This window comes from Neisseria yangbaofengii, from assembly GCF_014898075.1.
Taxonomy (GTDB): Bacteria; Pseudomonadota; Gammaproteobacteria; order Burkholderiales; family Neisseriaceae; genus Neisseria; species Neisseria yangbaofengii.
Genome location: NZ_CP062976.1, coordinates 232,889 through 248,112 on the forward strand (window position 1 = coordinate 232,889; position 15,224 = coordinate 248,112).

General features: G+C 50.9%; 13 protein-coding genes and 4 tRNA genes. 16 read left to right on the plus strand and 1 reads right to left on the minus strand.

The window, feature by feature from the left end; all coding sequences use genetic code 11:
- The first annotated feature begins 105 nt into the window (after positions 1–105).
- The 12 genes from H4O27_RS01255 to H4O27_RS01310 all read left to right on the plus strand — a co-directional run bounded on the left by H4O27_RS01255 (position 106) and on the right by H4O27_RS01310 (position 10,785).
- Positions 106–183, plus strand: a tRNA-Pro gene (locus H4O27_RS01255).
- Between the two features lie 28 nt (positions 184–211).
- Positions 212–288: transfer RNA gene (locus tag H4O27_RS01260), tRNA-Arg, on the plus strand.
- An 11-nt stretch (positions 289–299) separates the two neighbouring features.
- Positions 300–375, plus strand: a tRNA-His gene (locus H4O27_RS01265).
- A 7-nt stretch (positions 376–382) separates the two neighbouring features.
- Positions 383–460 (plus strand) — tRNA-Pro (locus H4O27_RS01270).
- A 171-nt stretch (positions 461–631) separates the two neighbouring features.
- Positions 632–1,138 carry an adenylyltransferase/cytidyltransferase family protein gene (locus H4O27_RS01275; RefSeq protein WP_165008579.1) on the plus strand — a complete coding sequence of 169 codons (507 nt, stop codon included), beginning with the start codon at positions 632–634 and terminating at the stop codon, positions 1,136–1,138.
- The gene (locus tag H4O27_RS01280; RefSeq protein ID WP_165008581.1) at positions 1,135–2,886 is read left to right on the plus strand and encodes a bifunctional biotin--[acetyl-CoA-carboxylase] ligase/type III pantothenate kinase; all 1,752 of its coding nucleotides are present in this window, start codon (positions 1,135–1,137) and stop codon (positions 2,884–2,886) included. Before H4O27_RS01275 ends, H4O27_RS01280 begins: the two co-directional genes overlap by 4 nt.
- Entirely contained in the window at positions 2,883–3,764 is an 882-nt protein-coding gene (locus H4O27_RS01285; RefSeq protein WP_165008583.1) for a cell division protein, read from the plus strand. The genes H4O27_RS01280 and H4O27_RS01285 overlap by 4 nt, the downstream gene beginning before the upstream one ends.
- Before the next feature lie 490 nt (positions 3,765–4,254).
- Entirely contained in the window at positions 4,255–5,697 is a 1,443-nt protein-coding gene (tldD, locus tag H4O27_RS01290) for a metalloprotease TldD (RefSeq protein ID WP_165008585.1), read from the plus strand.
- 263 nt (positions 5,698–5,960) lie between these two features.
- On the plus strand, positions 5,961–8,504 hold the full coding sequence (locus tag H4O27_RS01295; RefSeq protein WP_165008587.1) for an autotransporter outer membrane beta-barrel domain-containing protein: 2,544 nt from the start codon (positions 5,961–5,963) through the stop codon (positions 8,502–8,504).
- A 136-nt stretch (positions 8,505–8,640) separates the two neighbouring features.
- Positions 8,641–8,871, plus strand: coding sequence for a hypothetical protein (locus H4O27_RS01300; RefSeq protein WP_165008589.1), 231 nt, complete (start codon positions 8,641–8,643; stop codon positions 8,869–8,871).
- Positions 8,872–8,972: 101 nt separating this feature from the next.
- Complete coding sequence (locus H4O27_RS01305) at positions 8,973–9,881, plus strand: AAA family ATPase (protein ID WP_165008591.1); 909 nt, start codon at positions 8,973–8,975, stop codon at positions 9,879–9,881.
- The gene (locus H4O27_RS01310; RefSeq protein ID WP_165008593.1) at positions 9,868–10,785 is read left to right on the plus strand and encodes a DUF58 domain-containing protein; all 918 of its coding nucleotides are present in this window, start codon (positions 9,868–9,870) and stop codon (positions 10,783–10,785) included. Before H4O27_RS01305 ends, H4O27_RS01310 begins: the two co-directional genes overlap by 14 nt.
- A gap of 61 nt (positions 10,786–10,846) precedes the next feature.
- Here the strand turns inward: H4O27_RS01310 and H4O27_RS01315 are convergent, their stop codons facing one another.
- Positions 10,847–11,308, minus strand: coding sequence for a hypothetical protein (locus tag H4O27_RS01315; RefSeq protein ID WP_165008595.1), 462 nt, complete (start codon positions 11,306–11,308; stop codon positions 10,847–10,849).
- A gap of 151 nt (positions 11,309–11,459) precedes the next feature.
- On the opposite strand from H4O27_RS01315, the gene prmC reads away from it, so the two are divergent.
- The 4 genes from prmC (at position 11,460) to H4O27_RS01335 (ending at position 15,002) form a co-directional block, all read left to right on the plus strand.
- The gene (gene prmC, locus H4O27_RS01320; protein WP_165008597.1) at positions 11,460–12,275 is read left to right on the plus strand and encodes a peptide chain release factor N(5)-glutamine methyltransferase; all 816 of its coding nucleotides are present in this window, start codon (positions 11,460–11,462) and stop codon (positions 12,273–12,275) included.
- A 580-nt stretch (positions 12,276–12,855) separates the two neighbouring features.
- A complete protein-coding gene (locus H4O27_RS01325) occupies positions 12,856–13,197 on the plus strand; it encodes a YMGG-like glycine zipper-containing protein (protein ID WP_165008599.1) in 342 nt (113 codons plus the stop codon).
- A 201-nt stretch (positions 13,198–13,398) separates the two neighbouring features.
- Positions 13,399–14,784 carry a Na+/H+ antiporter family protein gene (locus H4O27_RS01330; RefSeq protein ID WP_165008601.1) on the plus strand — a complete coding sequence of 462 codons (1,386 nt, stop codon included), beginning with the start codon at positions 13,399–13,401 and terminating at the stop codon, positions 14,782–14,784.
- Positions 14,784–15,002 carry a SlyX family protein gene (locus H4O27_RS01335; protein ID WP_165008604.1) on the plus strand — a complete coding sequence of 73 codons (219 nt, stop codon included), beginning with the start codon at positions 14,784–14,786 and terminating at the stop codon, positions 15,000–15,002. Before H4O27_RS01330 ends, H4O27_RS01335 begins: the two co-directional genes overlap by 1 nt.
- The last annotated feature ends 222 nt before the right edge of the window (positions 15,003–15,224 follow it).

Below are 15,224 nucleotides of genomic sequence, written 5' to 3' on the forward strand. Positions count from 1 at the left end.
ATTAAATTTTAAATAAAAATAATCAGATAAAGGTAATTTTAAAAAAATGTCAACCCTAAAGGTTGACGTTATTTTCGAAAATCAGTATAGTTCGGTTCTTCAAGTCGGGGCGTAGCGCAGCCTGGTTAGCGCATCTGCTTTGGGAGCAGAGGGTCGTGAGTTCGAATCCCACCGCCCCGACCACACCAGTTTTCAGCACGTAACGGCATGAGCGCCCGTAGCTCAACCGGATAGAGCACCGACCTTCTAAGTCGGGGGTTACAGGTTCGATTCCTGTCGGGCGTGCCAAAAAGTTTACGGTGGCTATAGCTCAGTTGGTAGAGCCCCGGATTGTGATTCCGGTTGTCGTGGGTTCGAGCCCCATTAGCCACCCCATCTACATCGGGGCGTAGCGCAGCCTGGTTAGCGCATCTGCTTTGGGAGCAGAGGGTCGTGAGTTCGAATCCCACCGCCCCGACCAAAATAAAAAAACCTGCTTCTTTTAAGAAGCAGGTTTTTTTATTTGTCACATTAAATTCACAAAATCACACGCAAAAGGCCGTCTGAAACCTGTTCAGACGGCCTTTTGCTTTGCCTTTTCATGTCGCTTCGGTATCATAGCCTTAATCTGAATGAAATGATGGAATGCGTTATGTCCGAATGGCTTTTACCCGATTTTGAACAAAAAATCTGCCCGCCTGAAGCGCTTGCCGAACGCTTGGCTGCTTTGCCGCGCCCGCTGGTGTTTACTAACGGCTGTTTCGATATTCTGCATCGCGGTCATGTTACCTATTTGGCGCAGGCACGGGCAACCGGTTCGGCGATGATTTTAGCCTTGAACACCGATGATTCCGTGCGCCGTCAAGGCAAGGGTGACGACCGCCCGATTAATCCTTTGGAAAATCGTGCAGCAGTAGCAGCTGCGTTGGCCAGCGTGGATGTGGTGACGTGGTTTGACGACGATACGCCGGCGGCTTTGATTGAGTTGGTGAAACCGGATATTTTGGCCAAAGGCGGCGACTGGACGGTGGATAAAATCGTCGGTTCGCAAGAAACATTGGCACGCGGCGGCAAGGTGTATTCGATTCCGTTTTTGCACCAAACATCCACCACGCAAACGCTGGAGAAAATCCGCGCTGCAGAGGCAGCCGGTAAATGAGCAGCATGAAGCCTCAGCATTGGCAGGTATTGGCTGCGCTTTCAGACGGCCTGCCGCAGCATGTGTCGCAACTGAGCCGTTTGGCCGGTGTGAAGCCGCAGCAGCTCAACGGATTTTGGCAGCAAATGCCGCCTCATATCCGCGGTTTGTTGCGCCAGCAAGATGGACAATGGCGGCTGGTGCGGCGCTTGGCGGTATTTGAAGCCGAAGCTTTACAGCGTTTGGCACAGGCACATGGTTTTCAGACGGTCTTAAAGCACGAATGCGTTTCCAGCAACGATGAAATCTTAGCCTTGGCGCGCGAATCGGCGCAAAAAGCGCATAAAACCTTGTGTGTGGCGCATTTTCAAAGCAAAGGGCGCGGGCGGCAGGGACGCAGTTGGCAGCACCGTTTGGGCGAATGCTTGATGTTCAGCTTCGGCTGGGCATTTGATAAGCCGCAGCATGAATTAAGCGCGTTGGCCTTGGTCGCGGCGTTGGCTTGTCACCGCGCTTTGGCAAAACTGGGTTTGAATACGCAAATCAAATGGCCGAATGATTTAGTGGCCGGACGCGACAAGCTCGGCGGTATTTTGATTGAAACCGTGCGCAACGGCGGCCAAACAGTTGCGGTGGTCGGTATCGGTGTGAATTTTGTGTTGCCCAAAGAAGTGGAAAACGCCGCTTCGGTGCAGGCGTTGTTTCAGACGGCCTCACGACGCGGCACAACTGTGAATCAATTGATGAGTGCCTTGCTGGCCGAATTAAACAGCGCATTTGAAGCCTTTGCGCAAAGCGGCTTCGGCGCGATGTCGGATGAATATCAGGCCGCCAACCGCGACCACAAACGTCCGGTGATGTTGCTGCAAGACGGCGTGGTGGTGCATGAAGGCACAGTATCGGGTGTAAACGGGCAGGGTGCGTTGCGTTTGGTCACCGCCGCGGGCGAGAAAACCATTGTCAGCGGCGAAATCAGTTTGCGCCCGAACGATAATCCGCTGCCGCAGATCATCGTACGCAACGAACGCTACTTGCTGCTTGACGGCGGCAACAGCCAACTGAAATGGGCGTGGGTGGAAAACGGCGCATTCGGCGAAGTGAGCCGTGCGCCATATCGCGATTTAAGCCGCTTGGGTGAAGAATGGCGCGAGCATTCAGACGGCACGGTGAAAGTGGTCGGTTGCGCCGTGTGTGGCGAAACCAAAAAAGCGTTGGTGGCGGAACAATTGTCCCGGCCGGTCAAATGGCTGCCGTCGATGTCGCAAGGTTTGGGTGTGCGTAACCATTACCACAATCCGGCCGAGCACGGGGCCGACCGTTGGTTCAATGCCTTGGGCAGTCGCCGCTTCAGTCAAAACGCCTGCGTGGTAGTGAGCTGCGGCACGGCAGTCACCACCGATGCGCTGACTGATGACAACCACTATCTCGGCGGCACGATTATGCCCGGTTTCCATCTGATGAAAGAAGCGATGGCGCTGAAAACTGCCAATCTCAATCGCCCTATCGGCAAGGTCTATCCTTTCCCGACAACCACGTCTAATGCTTTGGCCAGCGGTATGATGGACGCGGTGTGCGGTGCACTGCTGATGATGCATGGCCGTCTGAAACAAAAAGTAGGTAAGGAAAAACAGGTTGACGTCATCATCACCGGCGGCGGGGCGGCCAAAGTGGTGCAGGCCTTGCCGGAAACATTTGTTTTGGACAATACAGTCAAAATTGTAGATAATCTCGTCATTTACGGCTTACTCAACTGGATAGAACAAAAATGAAATGGTTATTCGCCGTGTTGGTTGCGCTTAATATCATCGTATTCGGGGGAATGGTGGCACACCGCATGACAGAAAAGCAGTTTGAAGCAGCCAATGTGCCGCTGGAAGGTGGAGTACATGAGTTGGCACGCCCGGCTTCTTTGGAGCCGAAAACTGCTACGCCGTCTGAAAACAGCGCGCCGGAGTGGATTAACGTGCCGGAAAACAATGCCGATATTCCGGAGCCTGAATCGGAAGAAGCCATCACCGCACGCAAACAAAAAGAGCGTGAAGAAAAGCTGACAAAAGAGAAAAAAGCGCGCGAAGAAAAAGCCAGGCGTGAAAAAGAAGCGCAGCAAAAAAGCACGGATTCGCAAACGGAAAATCAGGCCAATATTGAGCCCGCCGGCAATTCGGCGCGTCAATGCGTTGTCACCGCCAGCGTTTCCATGGATGAAGACGATTACCACCGCATCAAAGGCTTGCTGACCCGTTGGCCGCATGCTGCGAGTCGAAGCGTAGAAAAGCGTTCGGCCAAAAAAGGCGAAAATGCAGTGGGCAAAACTTTCCGCGTGTTGCTGCCGTCTGACGGCGATGCCATGGCACAGCTTGAAAACTTAAGCAGCAAAGGTTTCACCGGTGTGGTGTACAACGGCGAAATCAGTATGGGCGTAACCCGCAGCCGCTCTTCGGCGCAAATCCTGATTTCACGCTTGGCCGGTGCCGGTTTCGGCGGCGCACGTATTTTGGAACGGGAAGAAAAAAGCAGCGCCCCCGATGATACCTTGAGCGTCTCGCGCATGACCGTGACCTTTATGGCAGTTGGCGAACGTGATGCGCAGGATATACGCAATGTGGTGGGACGCTATGGCAATCTTAATGTGAAAGCCTGCCGCTAATCAATTCCAAGGCCGTCTGAAAAGAATCAATCGTTTTCAGACGGCCTATAGCCATCAAACAGCAAACCCGCTGCATACGCAACGGGTTTGCTGTTTTTCGGTTTTGAGTATTTGATAAAGGGAACAGTCAATATGTCGTATACGCACACTCCGATAAAGATGTCGGCAACAGAGAGATAGGCCGACGAACCAAAATTTAAGGAAAAATTAAAAAAGGGGGTATTCTGTCGTTTAATGGCTCGGTGCAGGACGCTGCCGAGTAAGTTTTATTATACGCTAATAATAACTATTATCAACAATAAAGTTGCTTTATCGGGGGATTTTCATATAAGAAATTGAATTTTATGGAAATAAAATTTAAAAATTTGGATATTCAAATACAAAAACCGGCATGGCAGCAAACAACCGACATGCCCAAGCCCGTGCAAATACCGTATAATTCCACCTCACTCTTTTAATTACACTTTTCTGAAAAGGCCGTCTGAAAACCATGCAGCAAACCTATTCTCAAGTACAACGCGATTTGCTCGGAGCCAATCAACTCTCGCCGGAATTGTTGGCCAAAAGCCTGAGCCTGATTGGCGCGCATCATGTCGATTATGCCGATATCTATTGCCAGCGCACGGCTTACGAAAGCTGGCATTTGGAAGAAGGTATGGTGAAATCAGGCAGTTTTCAGATTGACCAAGGCGTTGGTGTGCGTGCCGTATCGGGTGACAAAACCGCCTTTGCCTATGCCGACAGCCTGAACATCGATTCGATTAACCGCTCAGCTCAAGCCGTGCGCGTGATAGGTGCGGCAGGACGCGAACAAAGCATTAAAGTGCCCGGTGCGGTGTACGGCAAACCCGTGCATGCCGCGATTGATCCGATTGCCAGCTTGGATTCGGCCGCCAAAGTCGCCTTGCTCAACAAAGCCGAAGCCTTGGCCAAAGCCGCCGACCCGCGTATTGTGCAGGTGATGGCCGGTTTGACCTGCGAACACGATATGATTTACCTCGCGCGTTTGGACGGTAAACACGCCGCCGACATCCGCCCGATGGTACGTCTGAACGTCAGCGTGATTGCCAAACAGGGCGGCCGCCGTGAGCAGGGCAGTTCGGGTGGCGGCGGACGTTACGATTTGGCTTATTTTGACGAACAGTTGGTGCAGAAATTTGTCGATTCCGCCGTGAAGCAGGCCTTGACCAATCTCGAATCGCGTCCGGCGCCTGCAGGTGAAATGACCGTGGTTTTGGGCAACGGTTGGCCGGGCGTATTGCTGCACGAAGCAGTGGGTCACGGTTTGGAAGGTGATTTCAACCGCAAAGAAACCAGCGTGTTTACCGGCCGTATCGGCGACCGAGTGGCCGCCAAAGGCGTGACCGTGGTCGATCAGGGTGACATTGCCGGCCGCCGCGGCTCGCTTAATATCGACGACGAGGGCAACGAAACACGCCGCACCGTGTTGATTGAAGACGGCGTTTTGGTCGGCTATATGCAAGACGAAACCAACGCGCGCCTGATGGGCGTGCCGGTTACGGGCAACGGCCGCCGCGAAAGCTACGCTTCCGCCCCTATGCCGCGCATGACTAACACCTTTATGGAAAACGGTGCCTACGACCCGCAAGAAATCATCGCTTCAGTGGATAAAGGCATTTACGCCGTCAACTTCGGCGGCGGCCAAGTTGACATCACCAGCGGCAAATTTGTGTTTTCCGCATCAGAAGCGTGGTGGATTGAAAACGGCAAACTGCAATATCCGGTCAAAGGCGCAACCATCATCGGCAGTGGCCCGGAAGTATTGAAACACGTTTCTATGGCCGGTAATGACACCGCGCTCGACAGCGGCGTGGGCGTATGCGGCAAAGACGGCCAAAGCGTGCCTGTCGGCGTAGGGCAGCCGACCTTGCGCATTGAGGCGGGGCTGACTGTGGGAGGCAGTGAAATTTGAGTGATAGGCCGTCTGAAGGTGATGGGCCAAAATATTAAATCGCAATATAAGCTGGGTTCTGAAATCAGAATCCAGTTTTTTTATGTCTCAAAAAAATTCCCCTAAGTCATGATTTTAATATAAATAATGGGGTGGGTTCGGTAAAAATTTGCCTTTCAGACGGCATATGAACCATTCATATCGGATGACAAATAAGATTTATGACTTATCGATAGAATAAATGAGTAAGTCATCTTTTGAAGATTTGAACTAAAGGAACAATCATGAAACTTTTGCCGCAAACCGCTCTTAGTGCAACTGCTGTTGCTGTGGCTGCTGTATTTTCTTTGCCTGTGCATGCGGAAACGCCGTCATGCAGCTTCCAAGGTGTAGAAGAATGTAGCCTTTCGGAGAAAAATTATACTTTATCCGGCCACTATCAAAATGGCGTATTGAGTCGGGAAGAGATGGCGCGTATAGAGCAAGGCAAAAATAATAGAGGATATTCGTTATTTTCCATTAGAGATAATGCTAATGTTGTTGCAGAGCCTAACACCAGTTTCACGCTGGATAAATCATTGTCAGGTTATGATGTATTCATGTTGTATAAATCACATTTGGTACCTTCAGATGGTGTAACAACGCTTACTTTGCCTGCAGGTACGAAAATAACCGTGAATCCAAGCTTCATTGAATCCATTACCGATAAGGAAACTTTGTTTGATGATGAAGATTTTCATGGCATAACTGCGGTTATGTCGCATGATTCTATCGTTAATAGCCAAGCAGATGTCGTGATCAATAGCATGAAAACGGATGCTTACAATGCCAATCCGGGATCGACCATGAATCTTGGCGGTAATATTACGTTAAATAATACCTTGAATTTAGGTTTGCAGGCGCACGTTGATTCGGTTATCAATTTCAAAGACGGGACACTAACAGCGACTGATAAATCTGATTTTGCTAATGCCATGTATGTTGGCGAAGGTGCGAAAATCAATGTTACCAACAGCCGTATTCGCATGGATAATCCATTGTCTGCGATTTCTGTAACAGGAGCAGGCACCATTAATTTGACCGACAGCCAAGCGGAAGCTGCCGGTATGGGTGTGTTACATCGTGATTATAGTTTTTATAAAGGAGAAACCGATTATACTCATCTAGATATTAATCTTAAAAACTCAACCTTTAGCGGCAAAACCGCGTTGGTTGCTGTAAATGCTAAAGATGACGGATGGGATCGTGTTTTTGTAGAGGAAGGCACACATTTTTCCGAAGCGTTCAAAATTAATCTGAATGCCGATGAGGGCAGTACGCTTAAAGGTTCGGTAGAGCTTAATCCGAGCGATAAGATTACTGATGCGGCCAAGCAAACGCAGGTAAATATCCATTTAAATGACAGTACTTGGATTTATGATAAAAACAGCACGCTCACTCAATTGACTGCCGAGCAGGGTAAAGTGGTTTCTGATGTTTCAGACGGCCAATTCAATACGCTGACCATCAATGGCAATTTGAGTGGCAATGCACATTTCACACTGAACACCGACTTGGCCGCGCAAAAAGGCGATAAAGTAGTAGTGAAAGGTCAAACTGACGGTGCACATACTATTACGGTACAGAATAGTAAAAGTGAGCCGAAAAGCAGCGGCGGCCGTTTGACCTTGGTGGAAACCAACGGCGGTAACGGTACGTTTGCGTTAACCAACAATAATGGTAAAAATTATGTTGATGCAGGTGCATTCCGTTACGACTTTAAACAAGAAGGGAACAATTGGGTTTTAGCCAATGCCGGGAAAACCGAACCAGCTAAACCGGTTGAGCCAGCCAAGCCTGTGCAACCGACAGAGCCGGTGAAACCAGCGGAACCGGTACCACCGATTGCCCCCGTTGCACCAGTCGTGCCGGTGGTAGTGCCGGTTAACCCATCACAGCCTGAACCGGTACAGCGGGCCCTAAGCAATTACACCAATGCGCCATTAGGCTATATGCAGGCGGCTTCAACTTTGGTTCAACAGCAACATGCCGCTTTAAATCAACGCCAAAGCCAATATCATCAGCCTCAACAAGGCCGTCTGAACGGTTTGTGGATGCAGGGTGGTTACAGTCGCAGCAAACATGATGCACAAGATGTCGGCCATCAGGCGCAAAGCGCAGGGTTTACTATGCGCCATCAAGGTTTCCAAATCGGTTATGACCGTCAAGTAGACCAAGGTTATGTCGGTATTCTGGCAGGTAGCAGCAATGGCACGCTTGATTATAATGGCGATTATACTTCGACCGATTTGAAACAATACAGCGCCGGCCTTTACGGCGGTATTGGTTTTGGTAATGGTTGGTTCGCCGACAGCACCTACCGGTACAGCCGTTTTAAAGCTGAAACAGGTGATGAGAATGCACGATTCCACGCTCATAGCCTGAATGTGCAAGGCGGTAAAATCATTGGTTTGAATAAGGTTTGGTCTTTGGTTCCGCAGGCTGCGTTAACCGTTACCCGTTTGTCCGGTAGTGGCGAAAGCAAGAGCGCGACTCTGTTGCACAGTAAAGTTGGTGCGGATGTGCAGGCCGGTTATACCTTGGCCGGTGGGGTGCAGCTTAAGCCTTCTATTGGTGTGTATTATTTGGGTGACCATAACCATGCTAAGGTTGATTTCAATGGATACCGCTTTGAGGTGCCAAATAATGGCCATCGTGCAGCATTGCGTGCAGGTTTGGATGCGGTGCTTTCTCCGGCATCGAATTTGAACATCAACTTACAAACCGAATACGGTCAAGATTACCGTCGTGCGATTGCGGCGGAAGTGGGCTATCGTTACCGTTGGTAAGTTGTCAATCTTGGAAGGGATATTCGGGTGATTGTGTTTTTACCGAAAAATACATTCTCAGACGGCCGGTAACGGTTTTTCTGTTACGATGAATACACGTTGTAAAGAATATTTTCATTTAAATAAGGAGAAAACCATGAGCACGACTAACCCAACCAACCAAGGCAGCACTTTCGATGTATCTTCCGCTGCCGAAATGGAAGCGCTGGAGCGTGAATTGGTGATTGAAGATTCGGTGGACAGCGTAGTGCGTTATGCCGAAGAGCCGTTGTCTGACGAAGAAATCGAAGCACGTAAGTTGGATGAAGAAGAGATTGTGCCGGATTCCGGTCCAATCGGCGGTTTGGAAACTGAAGTCGACAAGTAGTCAAATGAATACGCAGGCCGTCTGAAACCGTTTCAGACGGCCTTTTCTTTGAGCTTCGTGTTAGAATGCCGTCTGAATGAATAACCACTGAAGAAATAATAATGAACCAACAGATCCAACACGCATTAGGGCAGCTTAATCGGCTGATTTTGGGGAAAGAACAGGTTTTGCAGCAATTGATGGCCGCGGTTTTGGCGGGCGGACATGTGCTGCTGGAAGATGTGCCGGGGGTAGGTAAAACTACCTTGTCGCAAGGCGCGGCGACGGTATTGGGTTTGCGTTATCAGCGCGTGCAGTTTACCAACGATATGCTGCCCTCGGATTTGCTGGGCGTGAATATTTTCCGGCCGAACGAAGGCAAATTCGAGTTTCATCCGGGGCCGGTATTTCATGAATTTTTGTTGGCCGACGAAATTAATCGTGCCTCGCCCAAGCTGCAATCGGCTTTGTTGGAGGCGATGGAAGAGCGGCAGGTGTCGGTGGACGGCAAAACTTATGCGCTGCCCAAGCCTTTTATCGTGATGGCCACGCAAAACCCGACCGAACAGCTCGGCACGTTCCCATTGCCCGAATCGCAGCTCGACCGATTTATGATGCGTTTGAGTATCGGCTATCCGACGGCGGAGGCGGAAAAACAGCTTTATTTTCAAGGCAGCAGCCGTAATCTGATGGCGAAATTGCAGGCAGTGTGCGATGCACGGACTTTACAGCAATGGCAGCAGCAGGCGGCACAGGTGCAGTTTTCGCAAGCGGCGGCGGATTATGTGTTCCGCTTGGTGCAGGCCACGCGCCAGTCCGGCCGTTTTGTGATGGGACTCAGCCCGCGTGCCGGTCTGGCGGTGGTGAACTCGGCCAAAGCATGGGCGTTTATGCAGGGCAGGAATCATGTGTTGCCCGACGACATCAAGGCGGTGTGGGTGGCCGTGGCGAATCACCGCGTCAAATCGGTGCAGCAGGGTTTGACTTCTTCGCAAATTTTAAGCGACTTGCTCAATCATGTGGCCGTCTGAACAACACACGCCGCCGGTGCTGCCCGATGAAGCAGCGACCTGGCGCAATCTGCGCATCCGCCCGACGCGCTTGGGGTTGGGTTTGGCGGTGACGGTGGCCTTGCTGTGGCTGGTGGGCTTGAATTATCAGGCGAACTTGGCTTATGCGGCGGCGTTTTGGCTGCTGGGGTTTATCGTCGTCGGCACGATGCAGAATGTAAACCAATTGCGCGGTTTGCGGCTGGTGTGGCTGATGCCGTCTGAAATTTTTGCCGGTGCGCCGACGGTGTTGACCTTGCAGGTTGAAGGTAAAGTGCGCTACCGTTGGCTGTGGGTGAAAGCGGATAATCAGGAACGCTGGCAGGAATGGCGCGTTTCAGACGGCCAATCTACGGTTGAATTGCCGCTGGAAGCGCATCTGCGCGGCTATGTGCGCCTGCCCGAGTGGCACATTGCCAGCGCTGCGCCTTTTGGGATTTGCACGGTAGAAGCAGTGTGGCAGGAGCAGAGCGACAAAGTGGCGTTTCCAGCGCCGGTAGCGCATGACGTACCGTCTGCGTTTCATGCCGGCGAAACCCGCGAAGCCCGCGCCGTGTTTGCCCAAAGCAGCGACGATTTATCGCATTTGCAGGCGCATACCGACGGTGCCTCTTTGCAACACATTGCCTGGAAAGCCTACGCCAAAACCGGCCAACTGCTCGACAAGCATTTTGAAGCGCAAGACCAAGGCAGCGGCAGCCACATCATTTCCTACCGCGATTATCCGCAAGGGGCGGGTGTGGACGCATTGGCCGGCTGGCTGTGTTTCCGCGTATTGGAAGCCGAACGCAGCGGCGTGCGTTACGAATTGGAATTGCCCAATCAAAATATCGTACCGCAAAAAGGACAGCGCGAGATGAGTTTGACCGCATTGGCGTTGTGGTAAACAGCAAAGCAAAGGCCGTCCGAAAAGTATTCCTACTTTCGGGCGGCCTTTAAATCAACAATTAAAACACAAATTTATTCAACACCGCCACCAAGCAAAACAGCGCGGAAACCACCATGCCGACTTTTAAAAACGGCCAAGTACGCGACACGGCTTCATCAGTTATGGCCGCTTCGATGCCGTCTTCCACCGCAATTTCAGGGTAGCGCACGTCGTTGCTGCCGACATACCAGCCGCCGTCGTCGCCGACGACTTTGGCCGATGGAAACGCCTGCGCGATTTCAATCATGCGTTCTAGAAAAGCGTCGCTCGGGTTTTTTACGCGCAATTCACCGCCGCCGTATTCCATAATGTTTTCTTTGAAATCACAATGGTAGAAAAAATCGAAAATGCCGTGGCGGTCTTTGCGGATTTTGAAGCCGAATTGTTCGGTTAAGACTTGGCTGACCTTGTCGAAATTCTGCAAATCTGAAAAAGCCGCAGCCACATCGGCCTTATCGCTGATGAATACCAGTTGGTTCATGTTTTCGTTCCCGTAACGATTCAAAATTATTTAATGGCGACATTAAAACACGGTTTATTATACCGGTAAACCGAATATCCGTTATTTGATACCGCTTATCAAAATTTAACGCTGATATAATGGCAGCAATTCAATGGAAAGGCCGTCTGAAATGACTTTAGAGCAATGGCTGCGCCAATCTGCGCTGCCGAAAAACGAAGCGCGTATGTTGCTGCAATACATCACCGGCTATTCGCGCGTGCAGTTGATTACGCAAGGCGATGCTGAAATGCCGTCTGAAACTGCGGCGAAACTGGATGCGGTAGCACAACGCCGTCTGAACGGCGAGCCGATAGCCTATATTTTGGGTGAACGCGAATTTTACGGACGTATGTTTGCCGTCAACCCGCACGTATTGATTCCGCGCCCTGAAACCGAGCATTTGGTTGAAGCGGTGATAGAGCGGTTACCGCAAGGCGGCAAGGTGTGGGATATGGGCACCGGCAGCGGCGCGGTTGCCGTTACCGTGGCACTTGGGCGGCCGGATGCCGATGTGCGCGCTTCCGACATCAGCAGCGGCGCGTTGCAAACCGCGCAAAGCAATGCGCAGCATTTGGGTGCGGCGGTAGAGTTTGCAGCAGGCTCGTGGTTTGACGTAGACAGGCCGTCTGAACCGCACAGCTATGATGTGATTGTATCGAATCCGCCATATATCGAAGCGGAGGACGAACATTTGCAGCAGGGTGATTTGCGTTTCGAGCCGCCGACTGCCTTGACCGATTTTTCAGACGGCCTAAGCTGCATCCGCGGATTGGCTGCCGGTGCGCCGCAGTATTTGAAACAAGGCGGCTGGCTGCTGTTGGAACACGGCTATAATCAAGGGCAAGCGGTGCGGGATATTTTGACGGCGAATGGATTTGTTGAAGTGAGCACCTTACAAGATTTGGCCGGACTCGACCGCATTACTTCAGGCCAATGGCCTGCCTGATTTCAGACGGCATGAAATCAAGGCGTGCGGGAGAACCTTTGCAAAACTTCGGATTTGAGTACAGTTCGAAGTGAGGGAGGCGCAGAAAGCGCAGGCATATCATCTGGATAGGCAAGCTTTCGGGCAGTGCATAACGAAAAAATGTGCCAAAGATGAAGATTTTGCAAAGGTCTCAGGGTGTAGAAAATAACCGGGTTGCGTACACTTTATTATGCAAAACGGCTTTTGTTTTTTGCCTGAACGATTGTTTTAGGATTTTCGAGCATGATCAAGAACCATGCGGCTTTGCCGTGTTTTTCGGTATTCTTGGTAACACTCGGAAATCCCGAAATGGATTTTCAGGTAAAAAAGAAAAAGTGTAAACAACGCCGGGATTTTCTACATCTTGAGCCGTCTGAAAATCACGCCAAGTAAATATTTCCGGTGGCACGGTTTACCGATGCTTACCTGCTTTTGCCGAATCCATAAGAACGAATCGGCCAAAAATGGGCATAATACGCACACATTCACTATCGTATGTATGATGAAAAAATTATCGTATGTATGATGAAAAAAATGACCGAGCAGAAGGAGGCCTGACATGACTTCATACAAAAAATATTGTGCCACGGCATTGATGTCGGCGGCATTGGTGTTGCCAAGTACCGCCGTACACGCACGTGGTACATCGAATCAAACCAAAGCCACGATTGTGGGCGCGGCAGCCGGCGCGGCATTGACCGGTGCCTTGGGGGGCAACGGCCAAAGCATGCTGCTTGGAGCCGCAGCCGGCGGCTTGGCCGGTAATGCTTATGCCTACCACAACAAAAAAATGGATCAAAAAGAAAACCGCGGTTACCGCCATTACAAAGTGTCCGATAAAAAACACAAGAAACACAAAAAATATGCCGAACACCGCCGCCATTACCGCGATTGGGATTGATGCTCTGGCAACCGATACAGTATGGATAAACCGATAATCGATTGCTCAACAAAGGCCGTCTGAAATTTCAGACGGCCTTTGTATATCTTGGCATTTTGTTGCCGTACATGTTATGTCGATGTAAATTTATGTTATGATAACGTTTTCTTTTTGATGTCCCATCAAGAAGCTGTTTCTTTACAACAAAAACGGAGAAAAGGCATGAATGCCGTTGTAATTGCAGTAGTGGTGATGCTGGCGTTGTCGCTGGCCAGGGTACACGTGGTGCTGAGTTTGGTGATTGGCGCGTTTATCGGCGGTTTGATTGCCGGTATGCCGTTGGCTGATTTGAAAGATGCGGCCGGTGCGGTATCGCAAGAAGGCATTATCACCGTGTTCCAAAACGGTTTGGCCGGTGGTGCGAAAATCGCGCTGTCGTATGCGATGTTGGGTGCGTTTGCGATGGCGATTACCCATTCGGGTTTGCCGCAGCAATTGGCCGGTGCCGTGGTGCGCAAACTGAATAACAACGGCAGCGTGCCGGATCAGGTCAACCGCAGCGGCAGCTCGGTAAAATGGACCTTGCTGATGGTGTTGCTGGTGATGGGCATCATGAGCCAAAACGTGGTACCGATTCACATTGCCTTTATCCCGATGATTGTGCCGCCACTGCTGCTGGTGTTTAACCGCCTGCAGGTCGACCGCCGCTTGGTGGCTTGTGTGATTACCTTCGGTTTGGTAACGACTTATATGTTCCTGCCGTATGGTTTCGGCGCAATTTTTTTGAACGAAATTTTGTTGGGCAACATTAAATCTGCCGGTTTGAACATCGATGGCTTGAGCGTAATGCAGGCAATGGCGATTCCGGCTTTGGGTATGGTCAGCGGCTTGGTGTTGGCGTTTATCCACTACCGCAAACCGCGTGTGTATCAAAACAGTCAAATCGACACCGACAACAACGATGCCAGCATCAAGCAGCCTGAGCCGTCGTTTTACCGCAGCTTGGTGGCAGCCGTGGCGATTGCCGTGTGTTTCGCCATTCAGCTGATTTACAATGATGCCTTGCTGTTGGGCGCGATGTTGGGCTTTGCCGTATTCATGACCTTGGGCGTGGTAAAACGCAGTGATGCCAATGATGTGTTCGGTGCGGGCATTAAAATGATGGCGATGATAGGCTTTGTGATGATTGCCGCACAAGGTTTTGCCGCCGTGATGAATGCCACCGGCGATATTCAGCCACTGGTTGACGGCAGCATGGCCGCATTCGGCGGCAGTAAAGGCATGGCCGCCTTTGCCATGTTGGTGGTCGGCTTGCTGGTGACCATGGGTATTGGTTCGTCGTTTTCGACCTTGCCGATTATTTCCGCGATTTATGTGCCGCTGTGCATGAGCTTGGGCTTCTCGCCGCTGGCAACCATCGCTTTGATTGGCACCGCCGGTGCGCTGGGTGATGCCGGCTCGCCCGCATCCGATTCTACACTCGGTCCGACCATGGGCTTGAATGTAGACGGCCAACACGACCACATTCGTGATTCCGTGGTGCCGACCTTTATCCACTATAACATCCCGCTGATGATTGCCGGCTGGATTGCCGCCATGGTGTTGTAATGGAAGACTTGGATAACCGTATCACCGAGCTGGAAATTCAGACGGCCTTACAAGACGATCTGATTGCCAGCTTGAGCGATACCATCGCCAAAATGCAGCAAACGCTGGATTTGCAGCAAGCGCAAATGCGGCTGCTGTATCAGAAAATGCAGGACAAAGGCAGCAATGACGGGCGCGGGGAATACAGCTTGCGCGATGAGGTTCCGCCTCATTATTAGATTGAAACCTTTGCAAACCCCCATTTTGGGCACATTTCTTCGTTATGCGCTGTTTGAAAGCTTGTTTATCTAAATAATGTTATCCTGCATTTTCCGCGCTGATCTACCTTCGAACTGTACTCAAATCAATGGCTTTGCAAAAGCCCAAGCCGTTATTTTGAAAACAATCAAAAGGCCGTCTGAAAGTAAAGGCAAGCTTTCGCAGCCTTCTCGTTGCAAGAT

What these genes read in the sequence shown, in the direction of transcription:
- H4O27_RS01330 (WP_165008601.1), top strand. Translation starts at nt 13,399, where the DNA reads ATGAATGCCGTTGTAATTGCAGTAGTGGTGATGCTGGCGTTGTCGCTG.
- H4O27_RS01325 (WP_165008599.1), top strand. Translation starts at nt 12,856, where the DNA reads ATGACTTCATACAAAAAATATTGTGCCACGGCATTGATGTCGGCGGCA.
- H4O27_RS01305 (WP_165008591.1), top strand. Translation starts at nt 8,973, where the DNA reads ATGAACCAACAGATCCAACACGCATTAGGGCAGCTTAATCGGCTGATT.
- H4O27_RS01280 (WP_165008581.1), top strand. Translation starts at nt 1,135, where the DNA reads ATGAGCAGCATGAAGCCTCAGCATTGGCAGGTATTGGCTGCGCTTTCA.
- H4O27_RS01300 (WP_165008589.1), top strand. Translation starts at nt 8,641, where the DNA reads ATGAGCACGACTAACCCAACCAACCAAGGCAGCACTTTCGATGTATCT.
- H4O27_RS01335 (WP_165008604.1), top strand. Translation starts at nt 14,784, where the DNA reads ATGGAAGACTTGGATAACCGTATCACCGAGCTGGAAATTCAGACGGCC.
- H4O27_RS01275 (WP_165008579.1), top strand. Translation starts at nt 632, where the DNA reads ATGTCCGAATGGCTTTTACCCGATTTTGAACAAAAAATCTGCCCGCCT.
- H4O27_RS01310 (WP_165008593.1), top strand. Translation starts at nt 9,868, where the DNA reads ATGTGGCCGTCTGAACAACACACGCCGCCGGTGCTGCCCGATGAAGCA.
- H4O27_RS01295 (WP_165008587.1), top strand. Translation starts at nt 5,961, where the DNA reads ATGAAACTTTTGCCGCAAACCGCTCTTAGTGCAACTGCTGTTGCTGTG.
- H4O27_RS01315 (WP_165008595.1), bottom strand. Translation starts at nt 11,308, where the DNA reads ATGAACCAACTGGTATTCATCAGCGATAAGGCCGATGTGGCTGCGGCT.
- tldD (WP_165008585.1), top strand. Translation starts at nt 4,255, where the DNA reads ATGCAGCAAACCTATTCTCAAGTACAACGCGATTTGCTCGGAGCCAAT.
- prmC (WP_165008597.1), top strand. Translation starts at nt 11,460, where the DNA reads ATGACTTTAGAGCAATGGCTGCGCCAATCTGCGCTGCCGAAAAACGAA.
- H4O27_RS01285 (WP_165008583.1), top strand. Translation starts at nt 2,883, where the DNA reads ATGAAATGGTTATTCGCCGTGTTGGTTGCGCTTAATATCATCGTATTC.